Genomic DNA, 15,635 nt, shown 5'->3' with positions numbered 1-15,635 from the left:
TTCATTCTATCACAATCTATACTGGGGTTGTATTCGCAGCCGACATTGAAACGGGGGATAACGAGTGAAGAAGTTAAAGATTGGCGTTATTGGACTAGGCGGGATTGCTAACTTTCATATCGAGGGCATACAGGCAAGCGAGGATGCGGAGCTATGGTCGATTTGCGACGTTAATGAAGAAGCGCTTGCTTCAAGGGGAGAGCAGTTGAATATTCCGGAGGAGCGCCGCTATACCGACCATAAGCTGATGCTCCGAGATATCGAGCTCGATGCGGTGACGATCGGAACGCCGAACAGCAACCACTTTGATGCAGCATACGACTGTATTCAAGTTGGCAAACCTTTTGCGCTAGAGAAGCCAATCGCGCTCAATGAACAGGAAGCGATTACGCTGCGGGATGCTCTAATTCAAAACCCTGTACCGCATATGGTGTGTTTCTCCTATCGGTATAAAGCGGCCGTTCGCTATGCGAAACAATTAATTGAGAAGGGCGAGCTTGGATTCGTCCACCATGTATACAGTCAATACTTGCAAAGCTGGGGGCTGAACGAAGACATTCCGCTCGTATGGCGATTCCGCAAAGACTTGTCAGGCTCGGGGGCGCTCGGTGACTTAGGCTCGCATATTCTTGACCTCCATCGTTTTCTTGTCGGGGAAACGGTACGTGTTATAGCCGATGCAGGCACGATCGTGAAGGAGCGTAATCGGATTGGAGCGGAAGGTAAGGGTGCCGTTGATGTCGATGATTTCTGCCATGTGCTGGCTCGTTTCGAGAGCGGAGCTTCCTCCTCGATGAGCATTTCGCGGTTCGCGTACGGACGGGGCAATTATCAGCAGGTGGAAGTGTACGGGACGAAGGGCGCGCTTTTGTATAACCTCGAAGAAGAGGATACGCTTCAAGTGAAGTTTGGCGATGAGCAGCAGTTCCGTTCCGTGGATATTCCCGACGATTGCCGTGTCGGCCAGATGCAATCTTTTTTTGATTTATTGCTGGGTAAAGGCGACGGCTTAGATGCGACCATACAAGACGGATTCATCAACCAATTAACAATCGATCGCATTATTCAATCGTTCACCGAAGAAAAATGGGTATCAATCACACCCGTGGAGGCAGCTAATCATGGCTAATATAAAAGTAACCGTATGGAATGAATATCGGCATGAGCGCGTGAACGAGCATGTGGCAAGCATATACCCTGAAGGTATTCATAATGCTATTGGCGGGTATTTGAAAACGCAAGCGGGTGTTGAAGTGCGGACCGCCGTGCTGGATGATCCCGATCATGGCTTAACGGACGAGGTGCTGGCGAATACGGATGTGCTTATCTGGTGGGGGCATCTGGCGCATGGAGAAGTAAGGGACGACATCGTGGCGAAGGTTCGCGATAAAGTGCTGGACGGCATGGGGCTGATCGTCCTTCATTCGGGCCATGGCTCGAAAATATTCGAATCGCTGCTCGGCACGAAAACGGGCGCGCTGAAGTGGCGCGACGATGGCGAGAAGGAACGGATATGGGTAATCGAGCATGGTCATCCGATTGCGGAAGGTCTCGACCAGTATATCGAGATTCCTAAGGAAGAAATGTACGGCGAGCGCTTCGAAATTCCGGCACCGGACGAGCTTGTGTTTATCTCTTGGTTCGAAGGCGGAGAAGTGTTCCGCAGCGGCTGCTGCTACCGCAGAGGCAAGGGCAAGCTGTTCTACTTCCGCCCGGGGCATGAAACGTTCCCGATCTATCACCAGCCGGAGATCCTGCAGGTCATCGGCAATGGCGTTCGATGGGCTGCGCCAGTTAAAGGCGCGAGCGTCGCATATGGACGCGTCGCTCCGATCGAGCCGATCGGTAAGGCGGACTAAGGTTTATACAGAGGAAGGGCGTTCCCGTCTCAGACGGGAACGCCCTGTATTTTTTCTAAAGGTTATCCATAGCCATAGCCGTGTAGAAATGCTTCCTTAGAAGCGACTTGTCTTGTTGACTATGCGATTGCTTGCAGAGCTCTGCCATTCGGAAATTAACGGGAAAACCTCCCGTTAAATTGTCAATCTAGGCGTCGTTGATTGAAATAACTGGAGTTACTCCCTTTAATATCGAACTAATCCCCACTAGAGGAGGAGAATGGCTTAATTAGAAGGAGAAATTCCAGTTATTACATTCAAAACGGTTACTCACGAAGAATTAACTGGAGTTTTTCCAGCTAATTGATCGAACCTATACCAACAGACCAGCGCAGCCTCCATCTCATGGTGTCTTATATTTCTACAAACACAGAAATATAAGACACCACTTTATTTCGCTCCATAACTCGTTTAAGAAACATGAGTAATATCCGACACCATAAGCACAATGTAAACGGTTTCTTGAAACCGCCTTTCAACTCATAATGAGGAAGCAACGCACATATGAGAGGGAGGGTCTTACACAATGAAAAGGTACAAAAAGATTTTCTTCGTGGTTCTGGCAGCGGTAACGGCATTCACGATTACGGCTTGCAGCGGCAACAGCGGAAACAATGTGAACAACACGCCGGCCGACACCGGGGGCAACAACAAGCCGACAAATGAAAGCGGGAACAAGCCGCAAACGGACGGCAAAAAAGTAACAATCGAATATTGGCACACGTACAGCGACCAGGAAGAGAAGGTGCTTACGGAAGAAATCAAGCCGCTGTTCGAGAAGCAGTATCCGAACATCGAGTTGAAGCTGACGCGCATGCCGTATGAAGGATTGAAGGAGCAGGTTATTGCCGGCGTAGCGGGCGACGCGGCTCCCGACCTGATGCGGATGGACATTATCTGGGTACCGGAATTCGCGAAGATGGGCGCGTTGCAGGATATTAGCCAAATGGACGGGTTCGAGGATCTGAAAGTCAACCTATTCGAAGGGCCGATGCAAACGAACGCATATAACGGCGGCTACTATGGCGTGCCTCTGAATACGAATACAAAAATCGCGATATACAACAAAGCGATTTTGGATGAAATCGGCGTAGCGCAAGCACCGGCGACTATCGATGAGCTGGTCGCTGCGGCGAAGCTTGCGGTATCCAAAGGCAAGCCGGGCGGCATCACCATCGGCGGCGCCAACGTGTGGGCGGCATCGCCTTACTTCTGGAGTCTCGGCGGCACGCTGACGAACGAGGATTACACGAAGGTTGATGGTTTCTTGAACAGCCCTGCCAGCGTGAAGGCGCTGGAGACGATCGTGCAATGGAACAAGGATGGACTCGTTACGCCGACGATTCTCGGCGGCGAACCGGGCGCATGGGACGGCATGAAAAACAATGATTACATGATGATCGACGACGGACCTTGGTTCTACAGCATTCTTATGAACGAAGCGGAATCGGCGTTCAAGCCGCTCGAGCAAACGGTTCGCGCATTGATACCAGCCGGCGACGGCGGCAGCCGCTCCGTCGTAGGAGGCGAGGATCTCGTTATCTTCGCGAATTCGAAAAACCCGCAGGAAGCATGGACGTTCGCGAAGTGGATGCTCGGCGAAGAGCCGCAGAAGATTATGAGCAAGCTTGGCCTCATTCCAACGAACAAAACAGCAGCTAACGATCCGTCATTCCTCGAGACCCCATTTGTTGCCGAATACGTGAAGCAGCTTGAGACAGCGCTGCCGCGCACGCCGATTCCGCAATACGGCGAGATGGAATCGATCATAAACCTGGCGTTCGAGAAAGCAGTCCGCGGCGAGCTTGATGCCAAGACAGCGCTGGACGAAGCAGCGAAAAACATCGAAGCGATTCTCACCAAATAAGCAATCAACTAACTTACGCATTCTCAATCACTGAGGCCTTCTTCTTCATCCCAGGCGGAGAGAAGAAGGCCTCCCAATTGAGCGAGAAGGAAGGAGTTTCCCTATGTCTACTCCAGTGACGGGTCAGCCGATATCCGGGCATATCCCTGCTAGCTTGCGGATCAAAAAAGGATTGAAGCAATGGATGCTGGTGCTGCCGTTCATCTTTCTGGGCGTCGTTGGCACGGCTGTGTTCGTCATCTACCCGATGATTCGGAACATCCTCATCAGCTTCCAAGACTACAGCATCATGCCGAACGCGGAAAATCCGTATGTCGGGTTCGACAACTACGTATCGGCCTTCACTGATCCGAACAACAAAGTGTTAATGGCGATCCGCAATACGTTTCTGAACGTCGCGGTGACCGTACCGATCAACTGGCTGCTCGCGATCGTGTTCGCCGTACTGATCAACCTTCATTTTGTGAAGCAAAAAATCGTCTTCCGGACGGTCTACTACTTGCCTATTATTACTTCATGGATCGTCGTTGCGTTCCTGTTCCGATTCCTGTTCGCGGGCGGCGAATACGGCTTGGTTAACTACATTTTCTATAAGCAGCTCGGCATCTTTAATGAGCCGATCAATTTTCTCTCCAACTATTGGTCGGCGATGATCGTCATCTGGCTGTTCCACATTTGGAAGACGGTCGGCTGGGGCGTCGTCATTTATTTGGCAGCGTTGCAGGGGATTTCGAAAGAGTATTACGAGGCTGCCGCTATCGACGGGGCAAACGGCACGAAGCAGTTCTGGAGCATAACCGTCCCTATGCTAGGACCGGTAACGGCGTTTGTCGTGATCAACTTGATCAACGGCGCATTCAACTTTTTCCCGCAGGTGTACTTTATTACGAGGGGCGGGCCGATGGATCAAACCCAGACGCTGCCGAGCTTAATGTATATGCAAGCGTTCAAAAACTTCAACTTCGGTTATGCATCCGCGGTAGCCGTCATGATGGGGATCGCCGTCTTCCTGCTGACGTATACCCAGATGAAAAAATTCGGCAATCAGCGTTTTTTGTAAAATAACGCTAGGGAGGGATAGCAATGAAGACAAATTGGCATATTCAGCTGCTCGTTTACGCAATTATCATTTTAGGTGCTTTGGCCTTCCTGTTTCCCTTCGTCTATATGATAATGACGAGCTTCATCAAGGGCGCCTATTCGCTGCCGCGGCCGAAAGAAGTGTTCTCGGTCGTTCCGGACTTATACAATTACAAGCTGGTGTGGAGCAGAAATAATTTCGCGCGTTATTTTCTGAACAGCTCGCTTGTGACGATCGTATCGATGGTCGGCAGTCTGTTCCTCGGCTGCTTGACGGCATATGGCTTCGCGAGGTTTACGTTTCCCGGCAAAGAGTTTCTGTTTCGCACGTTTCTGCTGACGATGATGATTCCGGGCGTCATCAATATTATCCCGCAGTTCCTGATCATCAAATCGCTTCATCTGATCAACACGTATTGGGGGTTATGGCTCATCTACATCGGCGGCGGGGTCGTCGGTAGCACGTTTTTCTTGCGCGGCTTCTTCMAAAGCATACCGAAGGAATACGAGGAATCGGTGCTCATCGACGGCGGGGGCAACTGGCGGATTTTCTGGAATATTTATTTGCCGCAGTCGATGCCGGCCATCGCGACGCTCGCCGTTCTCTCGTTCCAGGGCACATGGGAGGAATATTTCACAGCTCTGGTCATTATTAAGGATGAAGCGATGCGCACGCTGCCGATCGCGCTCCTCATGTTCAACGACAAATACGCGACGAATTACTCATGGGTATTCGCGGCTTCGATTATTGCGCTCATTCCGACCGTGCTGCTCTATATCATTTTCCAGAAACGGTTCGTGCAGGGCGGATTTAACGAAGGCGGCGTGAAAGGTTAATGCCATCGATAAGAACAGGAGATCAAGAATGAAATTGAAACTTATGAAAATAAAATCATTATCGTTGCTGCTCGTCGGCTGCGTTGCTGCGATGTCCGCGGCGGGCTGCAGCAGCGAGCTGAAGCTGAACGCCGAAACCGTACAGAGCCAAAGCTTCATGACGAAGCTTTCTACGGATAAGGCTGCATATCGTCCTGGCGACAAGGTACAATTCACGCTTGATCTGAAGGAAGACCGGTCCGGTTCGAAGATCATCGTTCAATATCGCCATCTCGGCGAACAGGTCGGCAGGCAGGAAGTGAAGCTGGACGGCAAGCAAGCCGCTTGGAGTTGGACGCCTCCGAAGGAGGATGGCAAGGGCTACATGGCCGAAGTATTTCTCACAGAGAAGGGCAAGGCTGTGGATCATTTTAACGTCGCGGTTGACGTCTCCGCAGATTGGAGCAAGTTCCCGCGTTACGGCTACTTGGCTGATTTCCATGCGATGTCTGCGGATGAACAGAAGGCCGTTATCGAGCGCTTGAACCGATTCCATATTAACGGCATCCAGTTCTACGACTGGCAATACAAGCATCACGAGCCGCTCCAAATGAACGGGAACGAGCCGGCCGCCGAGTGGCTGGATATCGCGAATCGTCCCGTTGCTTTCGATACCGTTAAAGGTTATATCGATCTTGCCCATGAACGGAACATGATGGCGATGAACTACAACTTGCTGTTCGGCGCATACGAAGGCGCGGAAGCCGATGGAGTGAAGCGGGAATGGGGTCTATTCCGCGATCCGACGCAGACGAATCAAGATAAACATCCGCTGCCGGATAGCTGGGCTAGCGATATTATGCTCTATGATCCCGCTAACCCGGAATGGCAGAACTATCTAATAGAGAAGGAAATCGAAGTATTCAAGCAGCTTAGTTTTGACGGTTGGCATGTGGATCAGCTCGGCGACCGCGGTGCGCTATGGAATGGCAAGGGCGAATCGGCCAAGCTCGCCGAAGGGTACGTTTCCTTCCTGAAGGCGGCTAAGGAGAAGCTGAATACCGATTACGTCATGAACGCGGTCGGCCAATACGGGCAAGCTTTCCTTGCTGCGCAGGCACCGTTAGAGTTTCTGTACACGGAGGTATGGGACGCGCATCCGAAGTATATGAACTTGAAGGACATCATCGATCAGAACAACAAGTACGGCAAGGGCAAGCTGAATACGGTGCTGGCTGCTTACATGAACTATGATCTGGCTAATTCGGCGGGACAATTCAATACGCCTGGTGTTCTGCTTACCGACGCCGTTATTTTCGCGGCGGGGGGCTCGCATCTGGAGCTGGGCGAGAACATGCTGGCGAAGGAATATTTTCCGAACCTTAACTTGAGTATTCCGGGCGAGCTGGAGGAGCAGCTTGTTCGTTACTATGATTTTATGGTCGCCTATCAAAATGTTCTTCGCGACGGTGTTGAAGATTCTGAGCTAGAGGCGGAAGGGCTAGACGATGCCCAGCTGTCAACTGCTCCCGAGCTTAATAAGGTATGGTCATTCACTAAGAAAAAGGGTGATAACGATATCGTCCACTTCATTAATTTCACCGATGCGACGACGCTGGAATGGCGCGATAATGAAGGCAAGCAGGCCATTCCTAGAGAGCTTAAGGACGTCCGGATTGCCCTCCCCACAGGGAAAGAGGTTGCGAGCATTCAGTTCGCTTCGCCCGATTATTACAACGGATCAGCGGTCGAGCTGTCGTTCGAGCAGAAGGACGGCGTCGCAACATTCAAGCTTCCGGGCCTGAAGTATTGGGATATGGTGACGGTGAGCTACAAGCAATAAAAGAATTGCCAAAGCGATGGCGGGAAAGCCCGAAACGCTTTGGTTTTTTCTCTTTTAAACAATGGCGAATGAGGTAAACTAGACTTATCTCGAATAGTAAGGGTGGACTTACGTATGCTGCGCTTTGAACGAATCAGAAACCGATATGCTTCCAAGGTCATTATCGCCTTTTTGTTCATTATATTGATCCCTACTACGTTGTCGGGATTCTCTTTTTACTTGGAATCTACCGCGCTTGTCAAAAAAAACGTAAGGGCTTCCACGGTGCAGTTGACGAAACAGACCGCGGACGCGCTATCAACCATGATCAATGCGGGCAGCGACACATCGGATTTGATCTATAGCGACTTGCAGGTTCAGCATACGGCTATGCATTACGCGACGAGCCCGTTGAATGAGCAAGTAGAGATGTCGAAATCGACGAATACGCTGCTTCGAAATATTGCCTACTCCAGCTCCTTTGTCAAAATCGTTTATATATTGAAGGATAGCGGCGTTGGCTGGGGTAGCGGCACTTTCTCCACGTCGAAGCTGAAGAAGGCTGAGCTGGCCGAGCTGGACTGGGTGAAGAAATCGAAGCAGGAAGACGGCAAGCTTGTCTGGCAGCCGCTTCGCAGGGATCTCTTTAGCGGGGGCGGCGAGAACACGGAGCTGGTGCTGCCGGTAAGCCGTGTCCTAAAGGATTTCGATACGCTGAAACAGATTGGGCTGCTTGTAGTCAACATGAACGGCAGATCGGCAGTCAACACGATTGGTCAAGTGAAGCTCGGCGAAACGGGGCGTTATACGGTCGTCGATTCGGAGGGAGTTGTCATGATTGACACCGATCTGACGCGAATCGGCAAGCCGGTAGCTGAGCGTGATCTTCATGAGCTTATTGTCGGCAATGACGAGGTCGAATTCGAATATGACAATAATGGCGTTCCGTATTATGGCGTCAAGCAAATGCTGAGCAACGGTTGGATGCTTGTCGGTACGGTGCCGACCGTGGAGATTACGGGCGCGCTCGATAAGCTGCATACGCGCATTCTGATTACATCGGCGTGTTTCGCGCTTATGGCCGTCCTTATCGGGCTATTGATTGCCAAGAAGGTGACAAAGCCAATTAAGCAATTGACGCTCGAGATGCGGCGCGTGCAGCAGGGTGATCTGACGGTGCGGACGGAGGTCAAGACGTCCGACGAGATCGGGCTAATGAGCAAGCATTTCAACAAGATGCTCGATGAGATCGAACAGTTGATGGAACGCGTTGAAACCGAGCAGAAGGAGAAGCTGGAGGCTGAGGTGCGAGCGGTAACGTATCGGATACATCCTCATTTTCTATATAACACATTAAGCACGTTGCGCTGGCTTATTCGTTCGGGAGAGCGGGAGCGGGCCGATCAAGGACTGGCAGCACTTACTCGGCTGCTGCAGGCGAATATGGGCAAGGACGGACAAATGATTACGATCGAGGAAGAACTGGAGATTATTCAGAAATATTTGGTCATTCTCGAGATGCGTTATGAACATAAGTACGAGCTGGATATTCAGATTGAGCCGGAGCAAAATGGGATTCGAATCCCGCGAATGCTGCTGCAGCCGCTCATCGAAAATGCCGTATTCCACGGCTTCGTCCCGCTCAATCGGGGTGGAAACATAACGGTTGAAGTCTATGGTCGATATCGCGAAGTGCATATCGTTGTGAAGGATAATGGAGCTGGGATAGAAGGCGAGCAACTGAAGCTAATGAATGCCCGGCATGGAGGCATGGAGCAACTCGGCATCGGCTTGCGGCATATTCATGATTCGCTGAGGCTGTATTACGGACCGGCTTCATCCCTCTCCATCATGAGCGAACCGAATGTTGGATCAACGATCCATATTATACTTAGATTTCAGAATTAGCGGCAAGAGGGGGGAAGAAGATGTTTGATCATGTGCTAATCGTGGACGATGAGCCGATTATTCGCAATGGCCTGAAGAGCTTCATCGATTGGGGCGGGCTGGGGCTTATTCTAGAAGGCGATTGCGCGAACGGCAAGGAAGCGCTCGCCGTGCTTCGCGAGAAGCCGATCGATATTCTCGTTACCGATATCAAGATGCCGGTCATGGATGGCTTGGAGCTTACTCGGCAAGCGCTTGCCATTAATCCGTCGATCAAAATCATTCTCATCAGCAGCTATAATGAATTCGAATACGTACGCGAAGGGATGAAGCAAGGGGCGATCGATTATTTGCTTAAGCCGACGCTGGAGGCCGAGGAGCTGATAGCTGTATTGCAAAGATGCAAGGACCTGATTGCTCGTGGCCGCAAGCAGGTCGTGGAGCATCAGCAACTTCTCAAACAGACTGCGCTGCTGGATCGCAAACGGCTGGAGCAGGACGTCATTCGATCACTCTTTTCCGGCAATCCCGGCTTGCGCTTTGGCGATTTATTCGGCATGAACGGCGGTACGTATACATGTGCCTATGTAACTGCCGACGGATTGACGGAATGGCAAGAGACGTATGGGAATTTGCATTTGAGCATGATGTATGAGGATATTCAGACGTTGTTTTACGATTGGTCGGAGATAGGCTGCGCACCGATTATGAGCGGGGAAGGTTTGCTGCTCGTTTATCCCGAGCGGTCACCGAAAGTAGGAGAAGAGAAGACTTTGCTTGCTCGTTTTCAATCGCTAGTGGCTAACGAGCTTTCGATATCCGTTACGATCGGCTATAACGCAGCTGCGGATACGGAATGGCTGAAAACCGGCATGGAAAGAAGCCGTACTGCTGCCATGCGACGGTTTTATGACGGCGTAGGGGGTGTGTATGAATGGGAAGATGGCGAGGAGAAGACGTTAACGCAGCCTAATCTTCGTTCTGACTCTACGGCCCAGGCTGCTATTGACACCTTTATCGAGCGTTGGAGAACAGAGAAGCCATTGCCGGAGCAAGTGAGAAGAGAAGCGTATGAGCTGTTGACGGCTTTATCTTACAAGAACGGCGATTCCAAGATGTCCTTCGACTTCCGTGAGCTTGTCAGGCGATGTGAAACGCTGGGGCAGCTTGAGGCCGCTATTCACAGCTTGTCGGAGGAGATGGAGTCGCCTAATCGGCTGAAGCTTACGGACAAAGGGCATGGCGCGCAATTAATTGCGAAGGCGATGGAATATATTAAGCTCCATTATCGCGAGGAATTGACGCTGCAGGACGTCGCGGATTCCATTCATGTAAGCAAAAGCTATTTGTCGAATCTGTTCAAGAAGCAGTCCGGCCATAATTTTATTGATTATGTGATCGATCTTCGGCTTCATGAAGCGAAGCGGCTGCTTACGGAGAATGAGATTAAGATTTATGAGGTTGCCGAGCGGTCGGGCTTCAACGATGTCAAATATTTTAGCAAGCTGTTCAAGAAAATGACGGGGATGACGCCGGTGGAATATCGCGACAAGCACCAGCAATAAGCAAAATGGCGACGGGAGAGAGCGAAATGGCCGTTAATCAAAAACGAATAAAGATGCTAGTGCTCGCAACGTTGCTGCTCTTTGCTTCCGGCTGCGGGCAACAGTCGATCATAACGGATAAGAGCAGCGTGGCGAGTCTGAACGATAATAAAGTGTATGAAATCGAGTTTTGGCATACGTATAGCGATGCGGAGACGCAAATACTGGAGGACCAATTGATTCCGGCCTTCGAGAAGGTCCACCCGGATGTGCGCGTTCATCCCGTTCGTCAAGCGAATGATAATGAGCTGAAGTATACGCTTATATCCAAGGCATCCTCCGACCGCGCGCCGGATGTTGTTCGGATGGATATTGCATGGGTACCGGAGTTCTCTCAGAGCGGGCTGCTGCTTCCGCTCGGCGACAATCCCGACTATGACGAGGTGATGTCCGCGCTCCAGAGCAATACGGGATCGGCGGGTTATTATGAAGGCCAGCATTACTCGCTGCCGGTCAATATGAATACGAAGGTCGCCATCTATAATCGCGCGCTGCTCAAGGAGGCAGGCCTTACCGATCCGCCTGCGAGTTTCGCGGAAGTCATCGAGCTTGCGAAGAAGCATCGATTCAAGATCGGCATCGGCGGGCTCGACGCGTGGAAGAGTCTTCCCTACATTTATGCGTTAGGCGGTATCATGACGAGCGACGATTATAAGAAGGCTTCGGGGTACTTGAACAGCGATAAGACGATTCATGCGGTTGAGCAGCTTGTCTCGCTGTATAACGAGCAGCTAATCGACCGCAACATCATTAGCGGCGGCGCGGATAACTGGGAGGGCGTGAAGACGGGGCGCATTTTGGTAACGGATGAAGGGCCGTGGTTTTATAGCATCTTCGAGGGGGATGAGTTGAAACGGGCCATTGATTCCACCGTCGCTGTCCCTTTCTCGCCAGATTATGGCCCTGCTTCGATACTAGGAGGCGAGGATTTGGTCATCATGCAGGGAGCGGAGTACCCGGCCCAAGCATGGGCATTCATGAAATGGATGGTGCGGGAGGATTCGCAGATCGCGATGTCGAAGACGGGGCTCATACCAACTAATATGAAAGCGAAGGTAATCAAAGCGCAGGACGACTCATTCATCCCGCCGTTCACGAAGGCGCTCGATCAGACGTTTCTCCGTCCGCCGGTCAAGCATTGGGGCAAGATCGAAGAGATCTATTTGGATTATATGATAAGGATTTTCCAAGGAGAGCTGTCCGCCCGGGAGGGGTTAACGGAAGCGGCCGAGCAGATTGATAAATGGCTGGAATAAGGTATCGCAGCAAAGGCGGCACAAGGACTGATTCCTTGTGCCGCCTTTGCTGTTCGCGCTATAGCTCGAGGCCGGTACCTTGCTTGAAACGTCTGATGACCATATGCGTGTTGACGTTGACAATCCCTTCGAGGGCGTATATTTTTTTGAACAAAAAATGCTCCAATGCCTCTTCATCCTTCAACAACGCATGCATATGCAGAGAGCTTGGGCCGGTCATTTGGTAGATGCTGATGACCTCCGGCTCCTCCGACAAGATAGCGCCGGCCTGCTCCACGAATCTTGGCTCTACGGCAACCTCGAAGAAAGCGGAGATCGCCTGCCCGAGTCTTGTCGTGTTAAGCCGGATGGTGAAGTTTTCGATAATGCCGCTGTCGACGAGCGAATCGACCCTCTTCTGAATGGCTACCCTCGAAAGATTAAGGTGCTCGCCGATCTTGGCGTAGGACATCCTTCCGTTGTCATGAAGCAATCGAATAATTTCTTGGTCGGTCTCGTCCATGTGAGGTAATAACATATTAAATCCACTCCTGAATCGAATTTTTGTAAATGTAGCGTTATGAAACCTTACGTTACTTTTGTGTTAGCTATAGGATTGCAAAGTTACGAATTGATTGTGTTTAATATACCATTAGTAACCAAAATGGTCTATAGATACTGAATTAGTTGACTATTTTGACCGATATCGGTTTACAAAAGTGATTGACGACCCTGAATGTCGCAAATATAATGATGTCATAAAAGATTACATAAGTAAACGTGAATCTGTCGTTTTGGTTACGAATAGCTCAACTATGATTACGAATAACTAACATAAGGGTGTGAAGTGCATGAAGCGACATTTAATTCGTAACGGTACAGTCATGACGATGAATGATTCATCAGAGGTGATTGAGAGCGGCTACGTCTATATCGTAGACGATCGGATTCAGGAGGTTGGGGAATGGCCTCCCGACGGTTCGAAGGATGCACTGCTTAGTGAAGCAGACAACGTCATTGATGCATCCGGCAAAGCGATTATACCCGGTCTTGTGAACGGGCATACGCATTTGTTTCAAACGTTCATGCGCGGCGTATCGGACGACCTGCCCTTAGCGCAGTGGCTTCGCCAAATTATATGGCCGGCGTCCATCGCGATGGAAGAAGAGGACTTCTACTTGGCGGCAATGATCGGCTGTATCGAGAATTTGAAATCCGGTGCTACCTACATTATGGAGCATCATTACGTACACACTCACCCCGGTAACGACAACGCCGTGCTGCTGGCGATGGAACAGTCCGGCATTCGAGGACAAATGGCGCGCGGCGGGGTAGATCTTAGCTATGAGCCGAAGCTCAGAGAGTCCATTGACGAGATATTCGCGAATACGGATGCGCTGCTCGATCGTTGGCAGGGCGCCGCGAACGGAAGAATCGGTATCGCAATGGGGCCGCTTAATTTGTACGGCTGTTCGGAAGAGTTCTTGAAGAAATCGGCCAAGTACAGCGAACGTAACGGTCTGATTACTCATATCCATGTCGCAGAGACGAAGGATCAGATCGACAATACGCTGGAGCGCTTCGGACTTCGGAATCTCGAGCTCGTTGAAGCTGTCGGATTGCTAGGCAAGCAAACGCAGGTCGTCCATGGCATATGGCTGAGCGATGCAGAGCTTGATTTAATTCAACAGAACGAAGCGACCGTCATCCACTGTCCCGTATCCAATATGTATTTGGCTTCCGGCGTAGCCCGAGTCCCCGAGATGCTGGACAGAGGCATTAACGTTGCGCTCGGAACGGACGGCCCAGGCAGCAACAATTGCCAGGATAACTTAGAAGTACTTAAGTTCACGGCGTGTCTTCATAAAGTCGATCAGCTCGATTCGACGCTGCTGCCGCCTATGCAGGTGCTGCAGATGGGGACGAGAAACGGAGCGAAGGCGGTAGGCAGAGAACATGATCTCGGCAGTCTGGAGGCTGGCAAAAAAGCGGATGTCGTCATCATCGATTTGCAGAAGGCGCACATCGCTCCGATTCATCGCGTAAGCTCGGCGATCGTTTATAATGCGAACGGCAATGACGTAGACTCGGTTTTCGTTAACGGGGAGCTGGTCGTAGATCGCGGTAAGTGCGTGTTAGTGGACGAGGATGAAATCATTCGCAGAGCGCAAGCGAGAGTGGATCTGCTCAGACGCAGGCTGGGGACGGAATATCCCGTATTCAGCAGCAAGGGATAATGAAGGCGGGAGGCTGGACCAAGTGAGTGAGACTGGGCATAAAAAAGAAGCGATTGAGAAATGGTTGAAGATCATCGTAGAGGTCGGCTTCTATGCCGGAGCTGTTATCGTCGCTTTGCTTGCTGGCGGACTCGTTATGCTAATCGCAGGCGTGTCGCCCTTTGAGGCTTATCGTCTTATATGGGACGGGGCTGTGGGCGACATGAACAGCCTGAGGGAGACGCTCGTCAAGGCGACGCCGCTTCTGTTCGCGGGCTTATGCTACACCTTCGCTTACCGCTGCGGCTTGTTCAATATCGGCGCGGAAGGGCAGATCTACATCGGCGCGCTGACAGGGACGATTGCCGCCTTGTATATTCCAGGACTGCCCGCTATCGCCCATCTGCCGCTTTGCATTGCTGCGGGAGCTGTAGGCGGCGCCCTATGGTCGGGCATCGCTGGCGCGCTCAAGATCGGCAGAGGGGCGAGCGAGATTATTAATACGATCATGCTCAACTACATGGCGATTTATCTAGTCAGCTTTATGGTAACCGGACCGCTCAAGGAGCAAGGAGGTTCTCTCCCGCAGTCCGCTAGACTGCCGGATACGGCGCTGCTTGGCAAGCTGTTCGATTCGCGGCTGCATTACGGCTTTATATTGGCAGTCGTCATCGCGGTTGTCCTTTATTTTATATTGAACCGCACGGTGTGGGGGTACGAGATTCGATCAGTCGGCTTCAATAAGCAAGCGACGAAGGTAATGGGCATCCCGGTTAATCGCAATGTGCTTCTCGTCATGATGATGAGCGGCGCGATTGCCGGAGTCGGCGGTTACGCGGAGATCGCTGGCGTGCAGAATCGGCTGTTCCAGAACTTCTCGCCCGGCTTTGGCTACGACGGCATTGCGGTAGCGCTCGTCGGCGGCGCGCATCCGCTTGGCAATATAGGCTCCGCCATTCTGTTCGGCGGTTTGCGCAGCGGGGCGAATGCAATGCAGCGGCTGACGGGCACATCCACTTCGCTCGTCTATGTCATTCAAGCGACGATTATTATCCTCGTCGTCTGCAATCGTTATTGGTTCGGCGGGGTGAAGAGAAAGCTCATTGAGGCATGGATGACTAAACTTGGCAAGGCAAGCTTGTCCCGCAGGGGAGATGGCTCAGCGACAGCCCAAGCGGCGTTCAGTCTGAAGAAAGGGGAGGGGAACTAG

12 protein-coding genes are annotated in these 15,635 nt (G+C 51.4%); 11 read left to right on the top strand and 1 reads right to left on the bottom strand.

The window, feature by feature from the left end:
• Positions 1-64 precede the first annotated feature (64 nt).
• From AC1DF0_RS17865 to AC1DF0_RS17825, 9 genes are all read left to right on the top strand, one after another.
• On the top strand, positions 65-1,129 hold the full coding sequence (locus tag AC1DF0_RS17865) for a Gfo/Idh/MocA family protein (RefSeq protein ID WP_477574841.1): 1,065 nt from the start codon (positions 65-67) through the stop codon (positions 1,127-1,129).
• Positions 1,122-1,859 (top strand): ThuA domain-containing protein, encoded by a 738-nt coding sequence (locus AC1DF0_RS17860; RefSeq protein WP_475819632.1) that lies wholly within the window; start codon positions 1,122-1,124, stop codon positions 1,857-1,859. The genes AC1DF0_RS17865 and AC1DF0_RS17860 overlap by 8 nt, the downstream gene beginning before the upstream one ends.
• Before the next feature lie 565 nt (positions 1,860-2,424).
• On the top strand, positions 2,425-3,765 hold the full coding sequence (locus tag AC1DF0_RS17855; RefSeq protein WP_477574840.1) for an extracellular solute-binding protein: 1,341 nt from the start codon (positions 2,425-2,427) through the stop codon (positions 3,763-3,765).
• A 103-nt stretch (positions 3,766-3,868) separates the two neighbouring features.
• Positions 3,869-4,825, top strand: a complete 957-nt coding sequence (locus AC1DF0_RS17850) for a carbohydrate ABC transporter permease (protein ID WP_477574839.1) — start codon at positions 3,869-3,871, stop codon at positions 4,823-4,825.
• 23 nt (positions 4,826-4,848) lie between these two features.
• The gene (locus AC1DF0_RS17845) at positions 4,849-5,682 is read left to right on the top strand and encodes a carbohydrate ABC transporter permease (RefSeq protein WP_477574838.1); all 834 of its coding nucleotides are present in this window, start codon (positions 4,849-4,851) and stop codon (positions 5,680-5,682) included.
• A 28-nt stretch (positions 5,683-5,710) separates the two neighbouring features.
• The gene (locus tag AC1DF0_RS17840; RefSeq protein WP_477574837.1) at positions 5,711-7,504 is read left to right on the top strand and encodes a glycoside hydrolase family 66 protein; all 1,794 of its coding nucleotides are present in this window, start codon (positions 5,711-5,713) and stop codon (positions 7,502-7,504) included.
• 114 nt (positions 7,505-7,618) lie between these two features.
• On the top strand, positions 7,619-9,391 hold the full coding sequence (locus tag AC1DF0_RS17835; protein ID WP_477574836.1) for a cache domain-containing sensor histidine kinase: 1,773 nt from the start codon (positions 7,619-7,621) through the stop codon (positions 9,389-9,391).
• A gap of 20 nt (positions 9,392-9,411) precedes the next feature.
• The gene (locus AC1DF0_RS17830) at positions 9,412-10,935 is read left to right on the top strand and encodes a response regulator transcription factor (protein WP_477574835.1); all 1,524 of its coding nucleotides are present in this window, start codon (positions 9,412-9,414) and stop codon (positions 10,933-10,935) included.
• Between the two features lie 26 nt (positions 10,936-10,961).
• Complete coding sequence (locus AC1DF0_RS17825) at positions 10,962-12,230, top strand: extracellular solute-binding protein (protein ID WP_477574834.1); 1,269 nt, start codon at positions 10,962-10,964, stop codon at positions 12,228-12,230.
• Between the two features lie 58 nt (positions 12,231-12,288).
• Here AC1DF0_RS17825 and AC1DF0_RS17820 read toward each other — a convergent pair whose 3' ends face one another.
• A complete protein-coding gene (locus AC1DF0_RS17820) occupies positions 12,289-12,747 on the bottom strand; it encodes an Lrp/AsnC family transcriptional regulator (protein ID WP_442047964.1) in 459 nt (152 codons plus the stop codon).
• A 313-nt stretch (positions 12,748-13,060) separates the two neighbouring features.
• Here AC1DF0_RS17820 and AC1DF0_RS17815 point away from each other — a divergent pair, with 313 nt between their 5' ends.
• Positions 13,061-14,446 carry an amidohydrolase family protein gene (locus AC1DF0_RS17815; RefSeq protein ID WP_477574833.1) on the top strand — a complete coding sequence of 462 codons (1,386 nt, stop codon included), beginning with the start codon at positions 13,061-13,063 and terminating at the stop codon, positions 14,444-14,446.
• Positions 14,447-14,468: 22 nt separating this feature from the next.
• On the top strand, positions 14,469-15,635 hold the full coding sequence (locus AC1DF0_RS17810; protein WP_477574832.1) for an ABC transporter permease: 1,167 nt from the start codon (positions 14,469-14,471) through the stop codon (positions 15,633-15,635).

The sequence above is a fragment of the Paenibacillus sp. 05T425 genome, assembly GCF_056396205.1.
Note: the sequence above shows the minus strand (reverse complement) of the source record. Positions and strands in the feature narration are given on the sequence as shown.

Bases quoted from the DNA above. Each gene is read 5' to 3' on its own strand.
- AC1DF0_RS17815 (WP_477574833.1), top strand. From the start codon at position 13,061: ATGAAGCGACATTTAATTCGTAACGGTACAGTCATGACGATGAATGAT.
- AC1DF0_RS17835 (WP_477574836.1), top strand. From the start codon at position 7,619: ATGCTGCGCTTTGAACGAATCAGAAACCGATATGCTTCCAAGGTCATT.
- AC1DF0_RS17825 (WP_477574834.1), top strand. From the start codon at position 10,962: ATGGCCGTTAATCAAAAACGAATAAAGATGCTAGTGCTCGCAACGTTG.
- AC1DF0_RS17855 (WP_477574840.1), top strand. From the start codon at position 2,425: ATGAAAAGGTACAAAAAGATTTTCTTCGTGGTTCTGGCAGCGGTAACG.
- AC1DF0_RS17840 (WP_477574837.1), top strand. From the start codon at position 5,711: ATGAAATTGAAACTTATGAAAATAAAATCATTATCGTTGCTGCTCGTC.
- AC1DF0_RS17860 (WP_475819632.1), top strand. From the start codon at position 1,122: ATGGCTAATATAAAAGTAACCGTATGGAATGAATATCGGCATGAGCGC.
- AC1DF0_RS17820 (WP_442047964.1), bottom strand. From the start codon at position 12,747: ATGTTATTACCTCACATGGACGAGACCGACCAAGAAATTATTCGATTG.
- AC1DF0_RS17830 (WP_477574835.1), top strand. From the start codon at position 9,412: ATGTTTGATCATGTGCTAATCGTGGACGATGAGCCGATTATTCGCAAT.
- AC1DF0_RS17850 (WP_477574839.1), top strand. From the start codon at position 3,869: ATGTCTACTCCAGTGACGGGTCAGCCGATATCCGGGCATATCCCTGCT.